The sequence below is a fragment of the Kitasatospora sp. CMC57 genome (genome assembly GCF_045866025.2).
Lineage (GTDB): Bacteria > Actinomycetota > Actinomycetes > Streptomycetales > Streptomycetaceae > Kitasatospora.
Window position 1 is genome coordinate 5,793,604 of record NZ_AP035881.2, and the last position, 16,888, is coordinate 5,810,491.

General features: G+C 72.6%; 15 protein-coding genes. 9 read left to right on the forward strand and 6 right to left on the reverse strand.

The features are described 5' to 3' along the window. Positions 1-27 precede the first annotated feature (27 nt). From ACKUU6_RS25895 to aroA, 5 genes are all read left to right on the forward strand, one after another. Positions 28-1,179: a Gfo/Idh/MocA family protein gene (locus ACKUU6_RS25895; protein WP_407990966.1), complete on the forward strand. Its 1,152-nt coding sequence runs from the start codon at positions 28-30 to the stop codon at positions 1,177-1,179. A gap of 35 nt (positions 1,180-1,214) precedes the next feature. Continuing rightward, complete coding sequence (locus ACKUU6_RS25900) at positions 1,215-2,318, forward strand: dihydrodipicolinate synthase family protein (protein WP_407992241.1); 1,104 nt, start codon at positions 1,215-1,217, stop codon at positions 2,316-2,318. Beyond that, a complete protein-coding gene (locus tag ACKUU6_RS25905) occupies positions 2,315-3,136 on the forward strand; it encodes a sugar phosphate isomerase/epimerase family protein (RefSeq protein WP_407990967.1) in 822 nt (273 codons plus the stop codon). The genes ACKUU6_RS25900 and ACKUU6_RS25905 overlap by 4 nt, the downstream gene beginning before the upstream one ends. Then, positions 3,133-4,233, forward strand: a complete 1,101-nt coding sequence (locus ACKUU6_RS25910; protein WP_407990968.1) for a glycerate kinase — start codon at positions 3,133-3,135, stop codon at positions 4,231-4,233. The genes ACKUU6_RS25905 and ACKUU6_RS25910 overlap by 4 nt, the downstream gene beginning before the upstream one ends. A 95-nt stretch (positions 4,234-4,328) precedes the next feature. Next, a complete protein-coding gene (aroA, locus tag ACKUU6_RS25915; protein ID WP_407990969.1) occupies positions 4,329-5,567 on the forward strand; it encodes a 3-phosphoshikimate 1-carboxyvinyltransferase in 1,239 nt (412 codons plus the stop codon). Between the two features lie 7 nt (positions 5,568-5,574). Here aroA and ACKUU6_RS25920 read toward each other — a convergent pair whose 3' ends face one another. The 6 genes from ACKUU6_RS25920 to ACKUU6_RS25945 form a co-directional block, all read right to left on the reverse strand. Beyond that, on the reverse strand, positions 5,575-6,222 hold the full coding sequence (locus ACKUU6_RS25920; protein WP_407990970.1) for a Pr6Pr family membrane protein: 648 nt from the start codon (positions 6,220-6,222) through the stop codon (positions 5,575-5,577). Between the two features lie 104 nt (positions 6,223-6,326). Then, positions 6,327-6,968, reverse strand: a complete 642-nt coding sequence (locus ACKUU6_RS25925; RefSeq protein ID WP_407990971.1) for a response regulator transcription factor — start codon at positions 6,966-6,968, stop codon at positions 6,327-6,329. Further along, complete coding sequence (locus tag ACKUU6_RS25930; protein ID WP_407990972.1) at positions 6,965-8,176, reverse strand: sensor histidine kinase; 1,212 nt, start codon at positions 8,174-8,176, stop codon at positions 6,965-6,967. Before ACKUU6_RS25930 ends, ACKUU6_RS25925 begins: the two co-directional genes overlap by 4 nt. After that, on the reverse strand, positions 8,173-9,153 hold the full coding sequence (locus ACKUU6_RS25935; protein ID WP_407990973.1) for a hypothetical protein: 981 nt from the start codon (positions 9,151-9,153) through the stop codon (positions 8,173-8,175). Before ACKUU6_RS25935 ends, ACKUU6_RS25930 begins: the two co-directional genes overlap by 4 nt. A gap of 80 nt (positions 9,154-9,233) precedes the next feature. Continuing rightward, a complete protein-coding gene (locus tag ACKUU6_RS25940; RefSeq protein ID WP_407990974.1) occupies positions 9,234-10,610 on the reverse strand; it encodes an FAD-dependent oxidoreductase in 1,377 nt (458 codons plus the stop codon). Between the two features lie 155 nt (positions 10,611-10,765). Then, complete coding sequence (locus ACKUU6_RS25945) at positions 10,766-11,029, reverse strand: DUF1876 domain-containing protein (RefSeq protein ID WP_407990975.1); 264 nt, start codon at positions 11,027-11,029, stop codon at positions 10,766-10,768. A 175-nt stretch (positions 11,030-11,204) separates the two neighbouring features. Here ACKUU6_RS25945 and ACKUU6_RS25950 point away from each other — a divergent pair, with 175 nt between their 5' ends. From ACKUU6_RS25950 to ACKUU6_RS25965, 4 genes are read left to right on the forward strand one after another with little or no spacing between them, the layout of a single operon-like run. Continuing rightward, on the forward strand, positions 11,205-12,317 hold the full coding sequence (locus ACKUU6_RS25950) for a CaiB/BaiF CoA transferase family protein (RefSeq protein ID WP_407992242.1): 1,113 nt from the start codon (positions 11,205-11,207) through the stop codon (positions 12,315-12,317). A 12-nt stretch (positions 12,318-12,329) separates the two neighbouring features. Continuing rightward, positions 12,330-13,472, forward strand: a complete 1,143-nt coding sequence (locus tag ACKUU6_RS25955) for an acyl-CoA dehydrogenase family protein (protein ID WP_407990976.1) — start codon at positions 12,330-12,332, stop codon at positions 13,470-13,472. An 11-nt stretch (positions 13,473-13,483) separates the two neighbouring features. Beyond that, positions 13,484-14,698 carry an acetyl-CoA C-acetyltransferase gene (locus tag ACKUU6_RS25960; protein WP_407990977.1) on the forward strand — a complete coding sequence of 405 codons (1,215 nt, stop codon included), beginning with the start codon at positions 13,484-13,486 and terminating at the stop codon, positions 14,696-14,698. A gap of 27 nt (positions 14,699-14,725) precedes the next feature. Then, positions 14,726-16,885 (forward strand): 3-hydroxyacyl-CoA dehydrogenase NAD-binding domain-containing protein, encoded by a 2,160-nt coding sequence (locus ACKUU6_RS25965; protein ID WP_407990978.1) that lies wholly within the window; start codon positions 14,726-14,728, stop codon positions 16,883-16,885. Positions 16,886-16,888 lie beyond the last annotated feature (3 nt).

The following is a 16,888-nucleotide window of genomic DNA, read 5'->3' on the forward strand; positions in this document are numbered from 1 at the left end:
ACTTCCCGAATCCCTAGGAGTGTTGTGATGTCCCGCAGGGTCATCGGCGTCGTGATGAACGGCGTCACCGGGCGGATGGGTTACCGCCAGCACCTGGTCCGTTCGATCCTCGCCATCCGCGAGCAGGGCGGCCTCCCGCTCGGCGACGGTACCGTGCTCTGGCCCGAACCGATCCTGGTCGGCCGCAGCGAGCTCAAGCTCAAGGAGCTGGCCGACCGGCACGGCCTCACCCACTGGACCACCTCGCTGGACGAGGCACTCGCCCACCCGCTGGCCGAGATCTACTTCGACGCCCAGGTCACCCCGGCCCGGGAGGCCGCGCTGCGTACCGCGATCGCGGCGGGCAAGCACATCTACACCGAGAAGCCGACCGCCGAATCCCTCTCCGGTGCCCTGGAGCTGGCCCGCCTGGCGACCGCCGCCGGGGTGTGCAACGGCGCGGTGCAGGACAAGCTCTTCCTGCCCGGCCTGATCAAGCTCAAGCGGCTGGTGGACGGCGGCTTCTTCGGCCGGATCCTGTCCGTGCGCGGTGAGTTCGGCTACTGGGTTTTCGAGGGCGACTGGCAGAGCGCCCAGCGCCCGTCCTGGAACTACCGCGCCGAGGACGGCGGCGGGATGATCCTGGACATGTTCCCGCACTGGCGCTACGTGCTGGACAACATCATCGCGCCGGTCCGCTCGGTGTACGCGCACACCGCCACCCACATCCCGACCCGGGTGGACGAGCAGGGCGCGGCCTACCCGGCCACCGCCGACGACGCGGCGTACGGCGTCTTCGAACTCGAGGGCGGCGTGACCGCGCAGATCAACTCCTCCTGGGCGGTCCGGGTCGACCGGGACGAGCTGGTCGAGTTCCAGGTCGACGGCACCGAGGGCAGCGCGGTCGCCGGACTGCGCAACTGCCGGATCCAGCACCGGGCCTCGACGCCCAAGCCGGTCTGGAACCCCGACCTGCCGGCCGGTGAGTCGTTCCGCACCCAGTGGCAGCAGGTGCCGGACAACGGCGAGTTCGACAACGGCTTCAAGGTGCAGTGGGAGCTCTTCCTGCGGCACGTGGTCACCGGTTCCGAGTACCGCTGGGACCTGCTGGAGGGCGCCAAGGGCGTCCAACTGGCCGAGCTGGGGCTGCGATCCGCCCGCGAGGGCCGCCGGTTCGACGTGCCGGAGCTGACCCTGTGACCGCCCTGCACCTCCCGGGCGTCGGCCCGTACCGGATGCGCGAGCCGCTGGTGCTACGGGCCGGTCCGGCGCCGGTCTCCCGGGTCGTGTACGCCGCCGCCCACGTGGTGGCCGACCCCGGCGCCGAGAACGCCCCCGGCGCACCGGCCGCGCTGGACTGGGACGCCACCCTCGCCTTCCGGCACCACCTCTGGTCGCTCGGGCTCGGCGTCGCCGACGCGATGGACACCGCGCAGCGCGGCATGGGCCTGGACTGGGCCGCCACCCGGGAGCTGATCACCCGCTCCGGCGCCGAGGCCCGCGCGGTGGGCGGCCGGCTGGCCTGCGGCGTCGGCACCGACCAGCTCGCGGTGCACTCCCTCAGTGGCGTGGTCGCCGCGTACGAGGAGCAGTTGGCGGTGGTCGAGCAGGCCGGTGCGCAGCCGATCCTGATGGCCAGCCGCGCGCTGGCCGCCACCGCCCGTGGCCCGGAGGACTACCTCGCGGTGTACGGGAAGCTGATCGGGCAGTCCGCGCAGCCGGTGGTCCTGCACTGGCTGGGCGAGATGTTCGACCCGGCGCTGGCCGGGTACTGGGGTTCGGCCGACCTGGACACCGCCACCGGCACGGTGCTGACCCTGATCGGTGAGCACGCCGACCGGATCGACGGCATCAAGGTCTCGCTGCTGGACGCGGACCGCGAGGTCGCCCTGCGGCGGGCCCTGCCGTCCGGCGTCCGGCTCTACACCGGTGACGACTTCAACTACCCGGAGCTGATCCGGGGCGACGAACTCGGCCACAGCGACGCCCTGCTGGGCGTCTTCGACCCGATCGCCGAGGTGGCTGCCGCCGCGCTGCGGGCCCTCGACGCCGGGGACCCGGCGGGGTACGACGCGCTGCTCGCGCCCACGCTGCCGCTGGCCCGGCACCTGTTCGGGGCGCCGACCTACCACTACAAGACCGGGATCGTCTTCCTGGCCTGGCTGGCGGGACATCAGGAGCACTTCACCATGGTCGCCGGGGCGCAGAGCGCCCGGTCGGTGCCGCACCTGGTCGAGCTGTTCCGACTGGCTGACGACGCCGGGGTGTTGCCGGATCCGGAGCTGGCGGCGCGACGGATGCGGCAGTACCTCGCGGTGGCGGCGGGGGTGACGGCATGACCAGGCTGTCGCTCAACCAGATCACCACCAAGGGCTGGTCGCTCCCGGAGGCGGTCCAGGGCTGCGTGGACGCCGGCATCCCGGCGATCGGCCTGTGGCGGGACAAGGTGGCCGAGGTCGGCGTCGAGCGGGCCGCGAAGCTGTGCCGGGAGGCGGGCCTCGCGGTCAGCAGCCTCTGCCGGGGCGGCTTCCTGACCGCCGACTCGGCGCAGGGGCAGCGGGCCGCGCTGGCCGACAACCTCCAGGCGATCGAGGAGGCCGCCGAACTCGGCACCGACACCCTCGTGCTGGTGGTCGGCGGCCTGCCCGAGGGCTCCCGCGACCTGGTCGGAGCCCGGGCACGGGTACGCACCATGCTGGCCGAACTCGCACCGCACGCGGGAGACTTCGGCGTCCGGCTGGCGATCGAGCCGCTGCACCCGATGTTCTGTGCCGACCGGGCGGTGGTCTCCACCCTCGGCCAAGCGCTCGATCTCGCCGAGCTCTTCCCCGCCACCCAGGTCGGCGTGGTGGTCGACAGCTACCACGTCTGGTGGGATCCCGACCTGCCCGCGCAGATCGCCCGCGCGGGCGAGCGCATCGCCGCGTACCAGGTCTGCGACTGGACCCTGCCGCTGCCCGCCGACGCGCTGCTCGGACGCGGCCAGGTCGGGGACGGCTGCATCGACTTCGGAGCGCTGGGCGCGATGGTCGCGGGCGCCGGGTACGACGGCTGGATCGAGGTGGAGATCTTCAACCAGCAGGTCTGGGACACCCCGGGAGCCGAGACGCTGGCCACCATGGTCGAGCGGCACCGTACGTACGTGGAACCCCGGTGAAGGTCGTCATCGCGCCGGACTCCTTCAAGGGAACGGCCACCGCAGTCGAGGCGGCCGAGGCACTGGCGGCGGGCTGGCGCTCCGTCAGGCCGTCCGACCACCTGGTGCTGCGGCCGATGGCCGACGGCGGCGAGGGCACCCTGGCCGCCGTCGGCGCGGGTGGTGAGCTGATCGAGGTCGCGAACTGCGTCGGCCCGGACGGACGTTCGGTCACCGGGCGGTACGCGCTGCTCCCGGACGGCACGGCCGTGGTGGAGCTCGCCACCGTCAGTGGGCTCCCACTGCTCGACCGTCTCGCTCCGCTCACCGCCACCTCCCGGGGTACGGGTGAGGTGGTCGCGGCCGCGCTCGACCGGGGTGCCCGGCGGCTGGTGATCGGCCTGGGCGGCTCGGCCTCCACGGACGGCGGGGCCGGTCTGCTTGCCGCGCTCGGGCTGCGGCTGCTGGATGCTTCGGGCCGTCGACTCCCGGACGGCGGAGCCGCGCTCGCCGACGCGGCCCGGGTCGACCGTTCGGCGCTCCGGCCGCCGCCGCCCGGTGGGGTGCTGCTGCTCACCGACGTCACCAACCCGCTGCTCGGCCCTGACGGCGCCGCCGCCGTCTACGGCCCGCAGAAAGGTGCCACCCCGGCCGACGTCACCCGGCTCGACATGGCGCTCCGGCGGCTGGCGGCGCTGCTCGGCGGCGACCCCGACCAGCCGGGCGCGGGCGCGGCGGGCGGCACCGGCTACGGTCTGCACGCCGCCTGGGGCGCACGGGTGACCCCGGGAGCGGCCGCCGTCGCGGACCTGCTCGGGCTGTCCGCCGCCGTGGCCGACGCCGACCTGGTCATCACCGGAGAGGGGCGCTTCGACGCAACCTCCCACCGGGGCAAGGCCGTCGGCGAGGTCCTCCAGCGCGCGGCCCACACCCGCACCACCGTCGTGGCCGGAGCCGCCACCCTCCCGGCGCTGACCCTCACGGCCCTCGCGGGCTCCGCCGCCGAGGCCCTGGCCCGCCCGCTGCACTGGCTGCGCCTCGCCGGCGCCACCCTGGCCCGGCAAGACCGGTGCCTCCCGGGCGTCGCCCGGCCGCGCAGGTCTCCGGCCCCGAGCTGACGGACTGTGGTCCGAGTCGTGGAACGGCCGGCCCGGGGTGGGGGCCGGCGGGAGAGGATGGGGCTGCCCTGGATCAGCCCGGCGTGGAGGACGTTGTGACGGTTGTCGAGATTCCCGGATCGAAGTCGGTGACGGCGCGTGCGCTGTTCCTGGCGGCTGCGGCGGAGGGGACCACCCGACTCCTCAGGCCGCTGCACTCGGACGACACCGAGGGGTTCGCCGAGGGGCTGGGCAGGCTCGGGTACGCGGTGGCGGCCGAGGGGCAGGACTGGGTGATCCAGGGGCGGCCGCAGGGGCCGGCCAACGACGCCGAGGTCTACTGCCGGGACGGCGCGACCACCGCGCGGTTCCTGCCCGCGTTGGCGGCGGCGGGGCACGGTGAGTTCCGGTTCGACGCCTCGGCGCAGATGCGACGGCGGCCGGTCGGCCCGCTGACCGAGGCGCTGCGGGAGCTCGGCGTCGAGCTGGTGCACGAGGAGCAGGAGGGCCACCACCCGCTGCGGATCAGCGCGAAGGGCGTCACGGGCGGTGAGCTGACGCTCGACGCGGGGCTGTCCTCGCAGTACCTGACGGCGCTGCTGCTGCTCGGCCCGCTGACCGAGCAGGGGCTGCGGATCACCGTCACCGACCTGGTCTCGGTGCCGTACGTCGAGATCACGATCGCGATGATGCGCAGCTTCGGGGTGGAGGTCCGGCGCGAGGGCAAGGTCTTCGTGGTGCCGCCGGGCGGCTACACGGCGGTGGAGTACCCGGTCGAGCCGGACGCCTCGACCGCCAGTTACGTGTTCGCGGCGGCTGCGCTGACGGGCCGCGAGGTGACCGTCCCGGGCCTGGGCACCGGTGCGCTCCAGGGCGACCTGCGGTTCGTCGACGTGCTGGAGCGGATGGGCGCGACGGTACGGATCGGCGCGGACGCGGTCAGGGTCACCGGCGCCGAGGGCGGCCGGCTGCGCGGGCTGGCGGTGAACATGCGGGACATCTCCGACACCATGCCCACCCTCGCCGCGATCGCGCCGTTCGCCGACGGCCCGGTGCGGATCGAGGACGTCTACAACACCCGGGTCAAGGAGTGCGACCGGCTCGAGGCCTGCGCGGAGAACCTGCGCCGCCAGGGGATCACGGTCGAGACCGGCCGGGACTGGATCGAGATCCACCCGGGGACCCCGCAGGCGGCGGAGATCGCCACCCACGGGGACCACCGGATGGTGATGTCGTTCGCGGTCGCGGGCCTGCGCACCCCGGGCACCACCTTCGACGACCCGGGCTGCGTGCGGAAGACCTTCCCGGGGTTCCACCAGGAGTTCGCGAAGTTGCGTGCCGAGTGGGGAATCTGAGGGGACGTCAGGCCTCGACCGGCCGGAGCCTGCGCGCGACCAGCGTGCCGAGCCGGTCGAGGCCGACCACCAGCGCTGCCAGCGCGACGAACTCGACGGTCAGCTGGACCACCTGGAGCGACACCCAGCCGTAGCCCTTCTCGGACGGGTCCAGGAAGAAGTACGGGTACTTGTTCGGGAAGTCGGGGAAGACCGCGGCCCGGGTCAGCGTCACGGCCGCGTAGCCGAGCGGGAAGGCGAGCCAGAGCGGCAGGTCCTTCCAGCGCGAGGCGTTGCGCGGCTTGAGGCAGAGCCAGTCGGTCAGCACCAGCAGCGGCGTGACGTAGTGCAGGAAGAAGCTCGACCACTCCTGCCGCAGGTCCGCGCCGTCCACCAGGCCGGGCAGGGGGTTGACGCCCTTGTTCAGCAGGATGTGCGCGACCAGGCCGGTGATCGTGATGTACAGCGTCGCGGCGCCGCGCAGCCGGGGTGCGGGGGCGTCCACGGTCCCGCGCCGGACCATCCAGTACACGGCGCCGATGTAGTAGCCGAGCACGATGACGTTGCTGTCGACCGTGAAGTACACCAGCGAGCCGGTACCGAGGATCAGTCCGAGCCCGGCCGAGATCACCACGGCCAGGCGCCACCAGAGCGCCGGACGGGTCCAGACCGACATGCGTTCACCAGTTCTTGTCGTGCGGTTGGCCTCCAGGGGCCCGGTCGCCGCACTCTACCCGTGGGTAGCCGAGGTGTGGAAGGCGCTTCCGGGAGGGAGATCCGTCAGCCCAGCCGGACGAAGCCCGACTCGTACGCGATGATCACCGCCTGGGTGCGGTCCCGGGCGCCGAGCTTGGCCAGCACGCTGCCGACGTGCGTCTTCACGGTCTCCGGGCTGACCACGAACCGCTCGGCGATCTCGCCGTTGGTGAGGCCGGCGGCCATCAGCCGGAGCACCTGGCCTTCCCGTTCGGTGAGCCGGTCGGTCCGCGCGACGCCGGTGGGCGTCCGCCGTCCGGCGGCCAACTGCCTGATGGCGGACGGGAAGAGCAGCGAGTCGCCGTGCGCGACCAGCCGGACGGCCTGCAGCATCTCCTCCGCGCGGGCCCGCTTGAGCAGGAAGCCGGCCGCTCCGGCGCGCAGCGCCTCGTACACGTGGTCGTCGTTCTCGAAGGTGGTCACCACCAGAACCCGGGGCGCCGGATCGAGGTCGGCCATCAGCTGTTCGGTGGCCCGGATGCCGTCGATCTGCGGCATCCGGACGTCCATCAGCACCACGTCCGGGCGCAGCTCGCGCACCAGCGGGACCACCTCCGCGCCGGTGGCCGCCTCACCGACCACGGTCATGTCGGGCTCGGCGTCCAGGATGGCTCGCAGGCCCAGCCTGACCAGCCGCTCGTCGTCGGCGATCACCACGCGGATCATGACTTATCCCCCTCGATCGGCAGCCGGGCGGCCAGTCGCCACCGGCCGTCCCGAGTCGGACCGCCGGTGCACTCGCCGCCCAGTACAGCGGCCCGTTCGGCCGTCCCGCGCAGCCCCCGGCCGCCGCCGGGGCGGCTCGGCCGGTCCGCGCCGACCGGGTTGCTCAACTCCAACTCCATGACGCCGTCCCTGACGTCGATCCGCAGCACGGCGGGCACCTGCCCGGCGTGCCGGAGCACGTTGGTCAGACCCTCCTGGACGATCCGGTAGGCAGCCCGGGAGACCTCGCCCGGCAGCCCGGCCGGGCCGGGGTCGACCCGGGCCGCCACCGGTACCCCGACCAGCTCCAACTGGCGTAGTAGCAGCGGGAGTTCGGCCAGGGTCGGGCCGGTGCCGGGAGTGGTGGGCCGGTCCTCGCGGAGCAGGCCCAGGACGGTGTCCAGTTCGGCGACGGCGGCTCTGGCGGTCTCCTCGATCGCCGCCAGCGCCTCCGCGACGAACTCCGGATTGCTCGCCAGCAACCGCCCCGCGGCCGCCGCCTGGATGCCGACCGCGCTCAGCGCGTGGCCGACGGAGTCGTGCAACTCCCGAGCCAGCCGGTTGCGTTGGGCCAGTTCGAGGGTGCGGAGTTCGGCGGCGGCGAGCTTCTCGGCCGGAGTCGGGCCGAGCAGCGCCGGGGCGGTCCTGGCCAGCCAGGCCCCGGCGGCGGCGTTGCCGAGCACCGGGAGCGCGGCCAGACCGAGCGCGAGCAGCGGCAGCGGCACCCGGAGACCGCCGAACCAGAAGTCGAGCAGCGCTCGGGACGGGAAGAAGAGCACCGACACCACGGCGGGCGGCACCGCCAGCGACATCCCGGAGACGATCCCGCCGAGCAGCAGGTGCTGCACGTACCAGGCGGCCGTCCGCCGCCGGGCGGCCCAGGACCGGGACGGGACGGTCGCCAACCCGGCCGCCGTGCCCAGCCCGAGCGCCCGGGCGGCGGTGCTCTCCAGGACCCGGACCACCGGCACCAGCGCGGTCACGGCGGCCATCGGCAGCGCCAGGGCCAGCGCGCCGAACTGCAACAGCACGTTCTGCTGCGGGTTCTGCTCCCCGTACCGCGAGGACAGCAGGACCAGCGAGAGCAGCCAGTACGGCATCAGCAGCGCCCCGCCGAGCACCAGGTGCACCCAGCGCAGGGCCGCTCTGCGCCCGATCAGTGCACTCATCCGGCTGACTGTACGTCAGCCCGGACAGCTGCGTGTTCGAGCAGGGCGACCGCGCCGACCACCACCAGCAGCAGGCCCACTCCGGCCTGCCCGATGCCCACCAGCGAGGCGGCCGGCGGGACGGCGTCCGCCGCGCTCGGCACCTCGGTCCGCAGACCGTCGAAGAACAGCGTGAAGGAACCCCAGGCAAACACCGAGCCGGCCGTCAGCCAGGCGGTCACCAGCGTCGGCCGGAGCGGCCGGTCGGGGCCCAGCCGGAAAGCGAGCCGCAGGAAGGCCGTTCCGGCCGCGAGCAGCATGACGGCGGTGCCGCCCGCGATGATCCGGGCCGACCGCTGCGGCCCGTCCAGGAAGGAGAGCGGCAGGCCGGCGTCGCCCCCCAGCGCCCAGTACAGCTTGGCGGCCGCGACCGGCAGGGCGAGTCCGGCAGCCAGGCAGCTCAGCACCTGCTGGAGCGGGAGGGTGGCGGTGCGCGGCAGGTCGCCGATCCGGCTGCCGAGCAGGGCGGCCCAGCGCTCCCGGGCGTGCAGTACGAAGCCGGCGATCAGGGCCAGGCCCTGGAGCACGAAGCCGCCGTAGACCAGGGCGAACACCCAGGGCTGCAGCCAGCCCTGGGCGGCCGGGGGTTCGCCGCCGAGCAGCAGTTCCGCACCGAAGATCATCGGCAGTTCGAGCATCAGGGTGCCGAGCAAGCCGGTGGCCACCCACATCGGGAAGACCAGCAGGCCGACCGGCACCCGGCGGCCCCACGGGCGGACGAAGGCGAGCGCGAGCAGCGGGGCGACGGCGTCCATCCCGAAGGTGACCAGGTTGGCCACCCAGAGCGCGTCGGCGTCGGTGGAGAGGTCGGCCCGGCCGGTGAAGCCGACCGTACTGCCGCACAGCCAGAGCAGTTTGAGCGTCAGGTAGGGGATCGTCGCCGCGACGGCGACGGCGCACAGGCCACGGCGGAGGGCGCCGGATGAGGTGAGGTCCATGCCTCGACCCTCTCGCCCGGCGCCCCTGCCCCACGTCCACCGTGATCACGAACCGGCTCCCCCGGGCGGGGGATGCGGTCCTACTCCTGCGGGAGCGTCACCCCGCTGGCCCGGAGCATCTCGGCGCGCTCGACCACCTTGACCCGCTCCCGGTCCTGGGGCTCGCCGAGCGCCCGCTCGTGCGCGTCCAGGAGCTTCCAGCCGTCCCAGGTGGTGTAGTTGACGCCGGTCTCGGTCAGGTGCGCGACGATCGCGTCCTGCTCCGGGGCCTCCGGGGTGCGCAGCGCGCCACTCCGGAAGTCCTCGATCAGGCAGGCCACCGTCTCGTTGGCATCGCCCTTGGTGTGGCCGATCAGGCCGACCGGGCCGCGCTTGATCCAGCCGGTGACGTAGGTGGAGGGCAGGTGCGCGCCGCCCTCGATCACCCGGCCGGCCTGGTGCGGGACGGTGCCGGAGAGGGTGTCGAACGGCAGCTTGGGCAGCTCCTGCGAGAGGTAGCCGACCGCGCGGTAGACCGACTGGACGTCCCAGTCCTGGTAGCTGCCGGTGCCCCTGACGTTCCCGGTGCCGTCCAGCTCGGTGCGCTCGGTGCGCAGGCCGACCACCCGGCCGTCCGCGCCCAGCACCTCGACCGGGGACTCGAAGAAGTGCAGGTACAGCTTGTGCGGGCGGTCACCGATGTCGCGGATCGCCCAGTTCTCCAGGGTGGAGGCGACCATGTCGGCCTGCTTGTTGCCCCGGCGGGTGGCGATGCTGCCGTCGTCGTAGTCGATGTCCTCGGGGTTGACGATCACCTCGATGGTGGGCGAGTGGTCGAGCTCGCGCAGCTCCATCGGGCTGAACTTCGCCTGCGCCGGGCCGCGGCGGCCGAAGACGTGGATCTCCACCGCCTTGTTGGCGGCCAGACCGGCGTGGACGTTCGGCGGGATCTCGGTCGGCAGCAGCTCGTCGGCGGTCTTGGCCAGGATCCGGGCCACGTCCAGGGCGACGTTGCCGACGCCGAGCACGGCGACCTTCTCCGCCTCCAGCGGCCAGCTCCGCGGGACGTCCGGGTGGCCGTCGTACCAGGAGACGAAGTCGGCCGCGCCGTACGAGCCGTCCAGCTCGATGCCGGGGATGTCCAGCGCGCGGTCGGCGTCGGCGCCGGTGGAGAAGACCACCGCGTCGTAGAACCGGTGCAGGTCGTCCAGGTGGAGGTCGGTGCCGTAGTCGACGTTGCCGAACAGGCGGATCTGCGGCTTGTCCAGCACCTGGTTCAGCGCGGTCACGATGCCCTTGATCCGGGGGTGGTCGGGGGCGACGCCGTACCGGATCAGGCCGAAGGGGGCGGGCATCCGCTCGAACAGGTCGATCGAGACCCCTGGTTCGGTGGCGATCTCGGACTTCAGCAGCGCGTCGGCGGCGTAGATGCCGGCGGGACCGGCTCCGACTATGGCCACTCGGATGGGGCGGGGCATGCGGTCCGTCCTTCGGCTGGGCAGCGGTTATCCGCCAGGCTGACCGGCGGCTCCCGGTTAGGCTACCCTTCCCGCACCTATGGCCTCATAGGGGTGCTCTATGCCAGCCCGAAACAGCCGTCACCACCGGGCGCACGGCTCCCGGTGGTGAGGGGTCAGAAGATCAGGCGGGCGGAGCTGTGCGTGCGGTCCTCGATTCCGGCGGCGGCCTTGTGGATCAGTTCGTGGGCCAGGTTGGAGCAGGCGCGGGCGGCGGCCAGTTCCTCACCAACGGTGGAGTCGGGGGCGTCGTCCGGGCTGCGACGGGCGATGCCGAGGCCCCGGACGCCGGGGGCACTGAAGCCGCTGAGCGATGCGGTGCAGGTGGTTCGGGTGTCGTCCTCCTCGAAGACGAGGTCGACGATCCAGTGGTTCTGCATGTCCGATCACCTCTCTCGGGTGGATCGTTCCAGCCCCAGAATCCGCCTGTGCCGGGCTGATCGCAAGGCTGTGCCCGACCCGCCGCCGCGACCCTTGTTACCGGCTGGTCACTTGTCTATCATCGCGACTGTGACAGCCCCACTGTCAAACATGGGAGGACGGTCGGTGGCAGAGATGACCGGCTCCGGGCCGCTGGCCGGGGTCAGGGTGGTGGAACTCGCCGGGATCGGCCCCGGGCCGTTCGCCGCGATGCTGCTCGCCGACCTCGGTGCCGACGTGGTCCGGGTGGACCGGCCCGACCCGGCCGTGCTCGGCGTCGACCCGGCGTACGACGTGACCAACCGGAACAAGCGCTCGGTGGTGGTCGACCTCAAGACGCCCGAGGGGCCGGGCCAGGTGCTCGACCTGGTCGAACGGGCCCACCTGCTGATCGAGGGATACCGCCCCGGCGTGGCCGAACGCCTCGGTGTCGGCCCCGAAGCCTGCCTGGCCCGCAACCCCGCTCTGGTCTACGGCCGGATGACCGGCTGGGGCCAGCACGGCCCGCTCGCCCAGCGCGCCGGGCACGACCTCGGCTACGCGGCCACCGCCGGCGTGCTCGGCCTGGCCGGGGCGGCCGACGGGCCGCCCGCCTTCCCCGCCAACCTGCTCGGCGACTACGCGGGCGGCTCGCTCTACCTGGTGGTCGGCCTGCTGGCCGCCCTCCGGCACGCCGAGCAGACCGGCACCGGCCAGGTGGTGGACGCCGCCATCGTGGACGGCGCGGCCCACCTGACCACCATGCTCTGGGGCCTGCTGGCCGCAGGGCTCTGGCAGGACGGGCGCGGCGTCAACCTCCTGGACGGCGGCGCCCCCTGCTACTCCGTCTACCAGGCGGCGGACGGTGGCCACCTGGCCGTCGGCGCCCTGGAGCCGCAGTTCTACGCCGAGTTCGCCCGGCTGCTGGAGCTCGGCCCGGACGCCCCCGGCCAGTACGACCAGGCCCGCTGGCCCGAACTCCGGGCGCTGATCGCGACCCGGTTCGCCACCCGCACCCAGGCCGAGTGGGCGGCCGTCTTCGAGGGCACCGACGCCTGCACCGCACCGGTTCTGACACTCCGTCAGGCCGCCGCACACGAACACCTGGTGGCGCGAGGCACGTACGTCACCGAAGGCGGGATCACCCAGCCCGCGCCCGCCCCGCGCTTCTCCGTCACCCCCGGCGCGCTGCGCCGCCCCCCGGCCCCGCCCGGCGGTCACACCGCCGAGGTGGCCCGGGACTGGGGCATCAAGAGCCTCTCCGGCTGAAGGCAGGAAACAGTGCAGCGTGATATCTACACCGAGGAGCACGAGGCGTTCCGCGAGACCGTCCGCGCCTTCCTCGCCAAGGAGGTGCTCCCCCACCACGAGCGCTGGGAGCAGGCCGGGATCGTGGACCGCTCGGCCTGGCTGGCCGCCGGCCGGCAGGGCCTGCTCGGCCTGGCCGTCCCGGAGGAGTACGGCGGCGGGGGCAGCGCCGACTTCCGCTACCCGGCGGTGCTGGCCGAGGAGTTCACCCGGGCCGGAGCCAGCGGTCTGGCGCTCGGCCTGCACAACGACATCATCGGCCCCTACCTGACCCAGCTCGCCACCGAGGAGCAGAAGCGGCGCTGGCTGCCCGGCTTCTGCTCCGGCGAGCTGGTCACCGCGATCGCGATGACCGAGCCCGGCACCGGCTCCGACCTCCAGGGCATCGCCACCCGGGCCGAGGACCGGGGCGACCACTACCTGCTGAACGGTGCCAAGACCTTCATCTCCAACGGCATCCTGGCCGACCTGGTGATCGTGGTGGCGAAGACCACCGCCGAGGGCGGCTCGCACGGCCTCAGCCTGCTGGTGGTCGAGCGCGGCACGGAAGGCTTCGAGCGCGGCCGCAACCTGGACAAGATCGGCCAGAAGGCTCAGGACACCGCCGAGTTGTTCTTCCAGGACGTCCGGGTGCCGAAGGCCAACCTGCTCGGTGAGGAGAACCAGGGCTTCCTCTACCTGATGCGCAACCTGGCCCAGGAGCGGCTGGGCATCGCGGTCTCGGCGATCGCCGGGGCCGAGCACCTGGTCGAACTGACCACCGAGTACGTCAAGCAGCGCACCGCGTTCGGGCGACCGCTGGCCAGGCTCCAGCACATCCGGTTCGAAATCGCCGAGCTGGCCACCGAGTGCGCGGTCACCCGGACCTTCGTGGACCGCTGCATCACCGAGCACAACCGCTACGCGCTCACCCCCGTCGACGCCTCGATGGCCAAGTGGTGGGCCACCGAACTGCAGAAGCGCACCGCCGACCGCTGCCTCCAACTGCACGGCGGCTACGGCTACATGACGGAGTACCCGGTCGCCAAGGCGTTCACCGACGGCCGGATCCAGACCATCTACGGCGGCACCACCGAGATCATGAAAGAGATCATCGGCCGCTCCCTGCTGACCTGAGAGGCACTCACGTGACCACCGAAGCGTACGTCTACGACGCTATCCGCACCCCACGCGGCCGGGGCAAGAGCAACGGCTCGCTGTACGGCACCAAGCCGATCGACCTGGTGGTCGGCCTGATCCACGAACTCCAGGCCCGCAACCCCGGGTTGGACCCGGCCGCGATCGACGACATCGTGCTCGGTGTGGTCAGCCCGATCGGCGACCAGGGTTCTGACATCGCCCGGATCGCCGCGATCGCGGCCGGGCTGCCGGACACCGTGGCCGGAGTGCAGGAGAACCGCTTCTGTGCCTCCGGCCTGGAGGCTGTCAACCTGGCCGCCGCCAAAATCCGTTCGGGCTGGGAGGATCTGATCCTGGCCGGCGGCGTTGAGTCGATGAGCCGGGTGAAGATGGGCTCCGACGGCGGCGCCTGGTTCGCCGACCCGATGACCGCCTACGACACCCACTTCGTCCCGCAGGGCATCGGCGCCGACCTGATCGCCACCATCGAGGGCCTGTCCCGCACCGACGTGGACGCTTTCGCCGTCGAGTCCCAGGTCCGTGCCGCCAAGGCCCAGGCCGACGGCCTCTTCGACCGCTCGGTGGTGCCGGTCAGGGACCGCAACGGACTCGTGGTGCTGGACCGGGACGAGTTCATCCGCCCCGGCACCACGGTCGAGACGCTGGCGAGCCTCAAGCCCTCGTTCGCCGCCATCGGCGAGGCGGGCGGCTTCGACGCCGTCGCGCTGCAGAAGTACCACTGGGTCGAGTCGATCGACCACGTGCACCACGCGGGCAACTCCTCCGGCATCGTGGACGGCGCCGCCCTGGTCGCGATCGGTTCCCGCGAGATCGGCGAGCGGTACGGGCTGCGCCCGCGCGCCCGGATCGTCTCGGCCGCCGTCTCCGGCTCCGAACCCACCATCATGCTGACCGGACCGGCCCCCGCCACCCGCAAGGCGCTCGCCAAGGCCGGGCTGACCGCCGCCGACATCGACCTGGTCGAGATCAACGAGGCGTTCGCCGCCGTCGCGCTCCGGTTCATCCGCGAACTCGGCTTCCGGCACGACCAGGTGAACGTCAACGGCGGCGCGATCGCGCTCGGCCACCCGCTCGGCGCCACCGGCGCGATGCTGCTCGGCACCATCGTCGACGAGCTGGAGCGGCGCGACCTGCGGTACGGCCTGATCACCCTGTGCGTGGGCGGCGGCATGGGCGTCGCCACCATCGTCGAGCGCATCTGACCACCCGTCATCCCTGGAGAGACCTTCATGACTTCCGCAACCCCCATCCGCTGGGAGCAGGACTCGACCGGCGTGGTCACCCTGGTGCTCGACGACCCGGACCAGTCCGCCAACACCATGAACGCCGCCTTCACCGACGCGCTGGAGGCAACCGTCGCCCGGCTCAAAGCACTTGCCGGCCTGCGCGGCGTGATCATCACCTCGGCGAAGAAGACCTTCTTCGCCGGCGGAGACCTCCGGCTGATCTCCGCCGCCCGACCCGAGGACGCCCAGCGGGTGTTCGACAACTCGATGCGGATCAAGCGCGCGCTGCGCACCCTGGAGACGCTGGGCCGTCCGGTGGTCGCCGCGATCAACGGCGCCGCGCTCGGCGGCGGCCTCGAACTCGCGCTGGCCTGCCACCACCGGGTCGCGCTGGACGCCCCCGGCAGCAAGATCGGCCTGCCCGAGGTGACGCTCGGCCTGCTGCCCGGCGGCGGCGGAGTGGTCCGTACGGTGCGGATGTTCGGCATCACCGACGCGCTGCTCAAGGTGCTGCTGCAGGGGCGCCAGTACCGGCCCGCGCAGGCGCTGGAGCACGGCCTCGTCGACGAACTCGCCGCCACGCCGGATGAGTTGCTGACGAAGGCGCGGTCCTGGGTGGACGCGCACGAGGAGGCCGTCCAGCCCTGGGACGTCAAGGGCCACAAGATCCCCGGTGGCACCCCGAGCACCCCCGCCTTCGCCGCCAACCTGCCCGCCTTCCCGGCCAACCTGCGCAAGCAGCTGGCCGGTGCGCCCTACCCAGCCCCGCGCAACATCCTGGCGGCGGCCGTCGAGAGCGCCCAGGTGGACGTGGACACCGCGATGGTGATCGAGGCCCGCTACTTCGCCGAGCTGGCCTGCGGGCAGACCTCCAAGAACATGATCAAGGCACTGTTCTTCGACATGCAGGCCGTCAACTCCGGTGCCAGCCGCCCGGATTCGGTCCCGGCCCGGAAGGCCGCCAAGGTGGCGGTGCTGGGCGCAGGGATGATGGGCGCGGGCATCGCGTACGCCTGCGCCAAGGTCGGCATCGAGGTGCTGCTCAAGGACGTCACACCGGAGGCGGCCGAGCGCGGCAAGGCGTACTCGGCGGCCCTGCTGGACAAGGCGGTCGCGCGGGGCCGGACCACGCCCGAGGAGCGGGACGCCTTCCTGGCCCGGATCACCCCGACCGCCGACGCCGCCGACCTGGCCGGCTGCGACACCGTGATCGAGGCGGTCTTCGAGAACACCGAGCTCAAGCACAAGGTGTTCCAGGAGGTGCAGGACGTCGTCGCCCCCGACGCGCTGCTCTGCTCCAACACCTCCACCCTGCCGATCGGCGTGCTGGCCGAAGGGGTCACCCGGCGCGCCGACTTCATCGGCCTGCACTTCTTCTCGCCGGTCGACAGGATGCCGCTGGTCGAGATCATCCGGGGTCCGGAGACCGGGGACGAGGCGCTGGCACGGGCCTTCGACCTGGTCCGCCAGATCGCCAAGACCCCGATCGTGGTGAACGACTCGCGCGGCTTCTTCACCTCCCGGGTGATCGGCCAGTTCATCAACGAGGGGGTGGCGATGGTCGGCGAGGGCCTCGACCCGTCCTCGATCGAGCAGGCCGCCGCCCAGGCCGGCTACCCCGCCAAGGTCCTGTCGCTGCTGGACGAGCTGACCCTCACGCTGCCGCGCAAGATCCGCGACGAGACCCGCCGGGCGGTCGAGGAGGCGGGCGGTGACTGGCCCACGCACCCCGCCGACGTGGTGATGGACCGGATGCTGGACGAGTTCGACCGCCCGGGGCGCAGCGGCGGCGCGGGCTTCTACGACTACACCGACGGCCGCCGCACCCGGCTGTGGCCCGGCCTGCGGGAGCACTTCGCCCGCCCGGGCGCGGAGATCCCGTTCGAGGACATGAAGGAGCGGATGCTCTTCGCCGAGGCGCTGGACTCGGTCCGCTGCCTCTCCGAAGGCGTCCTCACCTCGGTGCCCGACGCCAACGTCGGGTCCATCCTGGGCATCGGCTTCCCGGCCTGGACCGGCGGCGTGCTCCAGTACATCAACGGCTACGACGGTGGTCTGCCCGGATTCACCGCCCGGGCCCGGGAGTTGGCGGCCGCGTACGGGCCGCGCTTCGAGCCGCCCGCGCTGCTGGAGGAGATGGTGGCGAACGGCCGGACCTTCTGAGGG

Bases quoted from the DNA above. Each gene is read 5' to 3' on its own strand.
- ACKUU6_RS25895 (WP_407990966.1), top strand. From the start codon at position 28: ATGTCCCGCAGGGTCATCGGCGTCGTGATGAACGGCGTCACCGGGCGG.
- ACKUU6_RS25900 (WP_407992241.1), top strand. From the start codon at position 1,215: ATGCGCGAGCCGCTGGTGCTACGGGCCGGTCCGGCGCCGGTCTCCCGG.
- ACKUU6_RS25905 (WP_407990967.1), top strand. From the start codon at position 2,315: ATGACCAGGCTGTCGCTCAACCAGATCACCACCAAGGGCTGGTCGCTC.
- ACKUU6_RS25920 (WP_407990970.1), bottom strand. From the start codon at position 6,222: ATGTCGGTCTGGACCCGTCCGGCGCTCTGGTGGCGCCTGGCCGTGGTG.
- ACKUU6_RS25925 (WP_407990971.1), bottom strand. From the start codon at position 6,968: ATGATCCGCGTGGTGATCGCCGACGACGAGCGGCTGGTCAGGCTGGGC.
- ACKUU6_RS25930 (WP_407990972.1), bottom strand. From the start codon at position 8,176: ATGAGTGCACTGATCGGGCGCAGAGCGGCCCTGCGCTGGGTGCACCTG.
- ACKUU6_RS25935 (WP_407990973.1), bottom strand. From the start codon at position 9,153: ATGGACCTCACCTCATCCGGCGCCCTCCGCCGTGGCCTGTGCGCCGTC.
- ACKUU6_RS25940 (WP_407990974.1), bottom strand. From the start codon at position 10,610: ATGCCCCGCCCCATCCGAGTGGCCATAGTCGGAGCCGGTCCCGCCGGC.
- ACKUU6_RS25945 (WP_407990975.1), bottom strand. From the start codon at position 11,029: ATGCAGAACCACTGGATCGTCGACCTCGTCTTCGAGGAGGACGACACC.
- ACKUU6_RS25950 (WP_407992242.1), top strand. From the start codon at position 11,205: ATGACCGGCTCCGGGCCGCTGGCCGGGGTCAGGGTGGTGGAACTCGCC.
- ACKUU6_RS25965 (WP_407990978.1), top strand. From the start codon at position 14,726: ATGACTTCCGCAACCCCCATCCGCTGGGAGCAGGACTCGACCGGCGTG.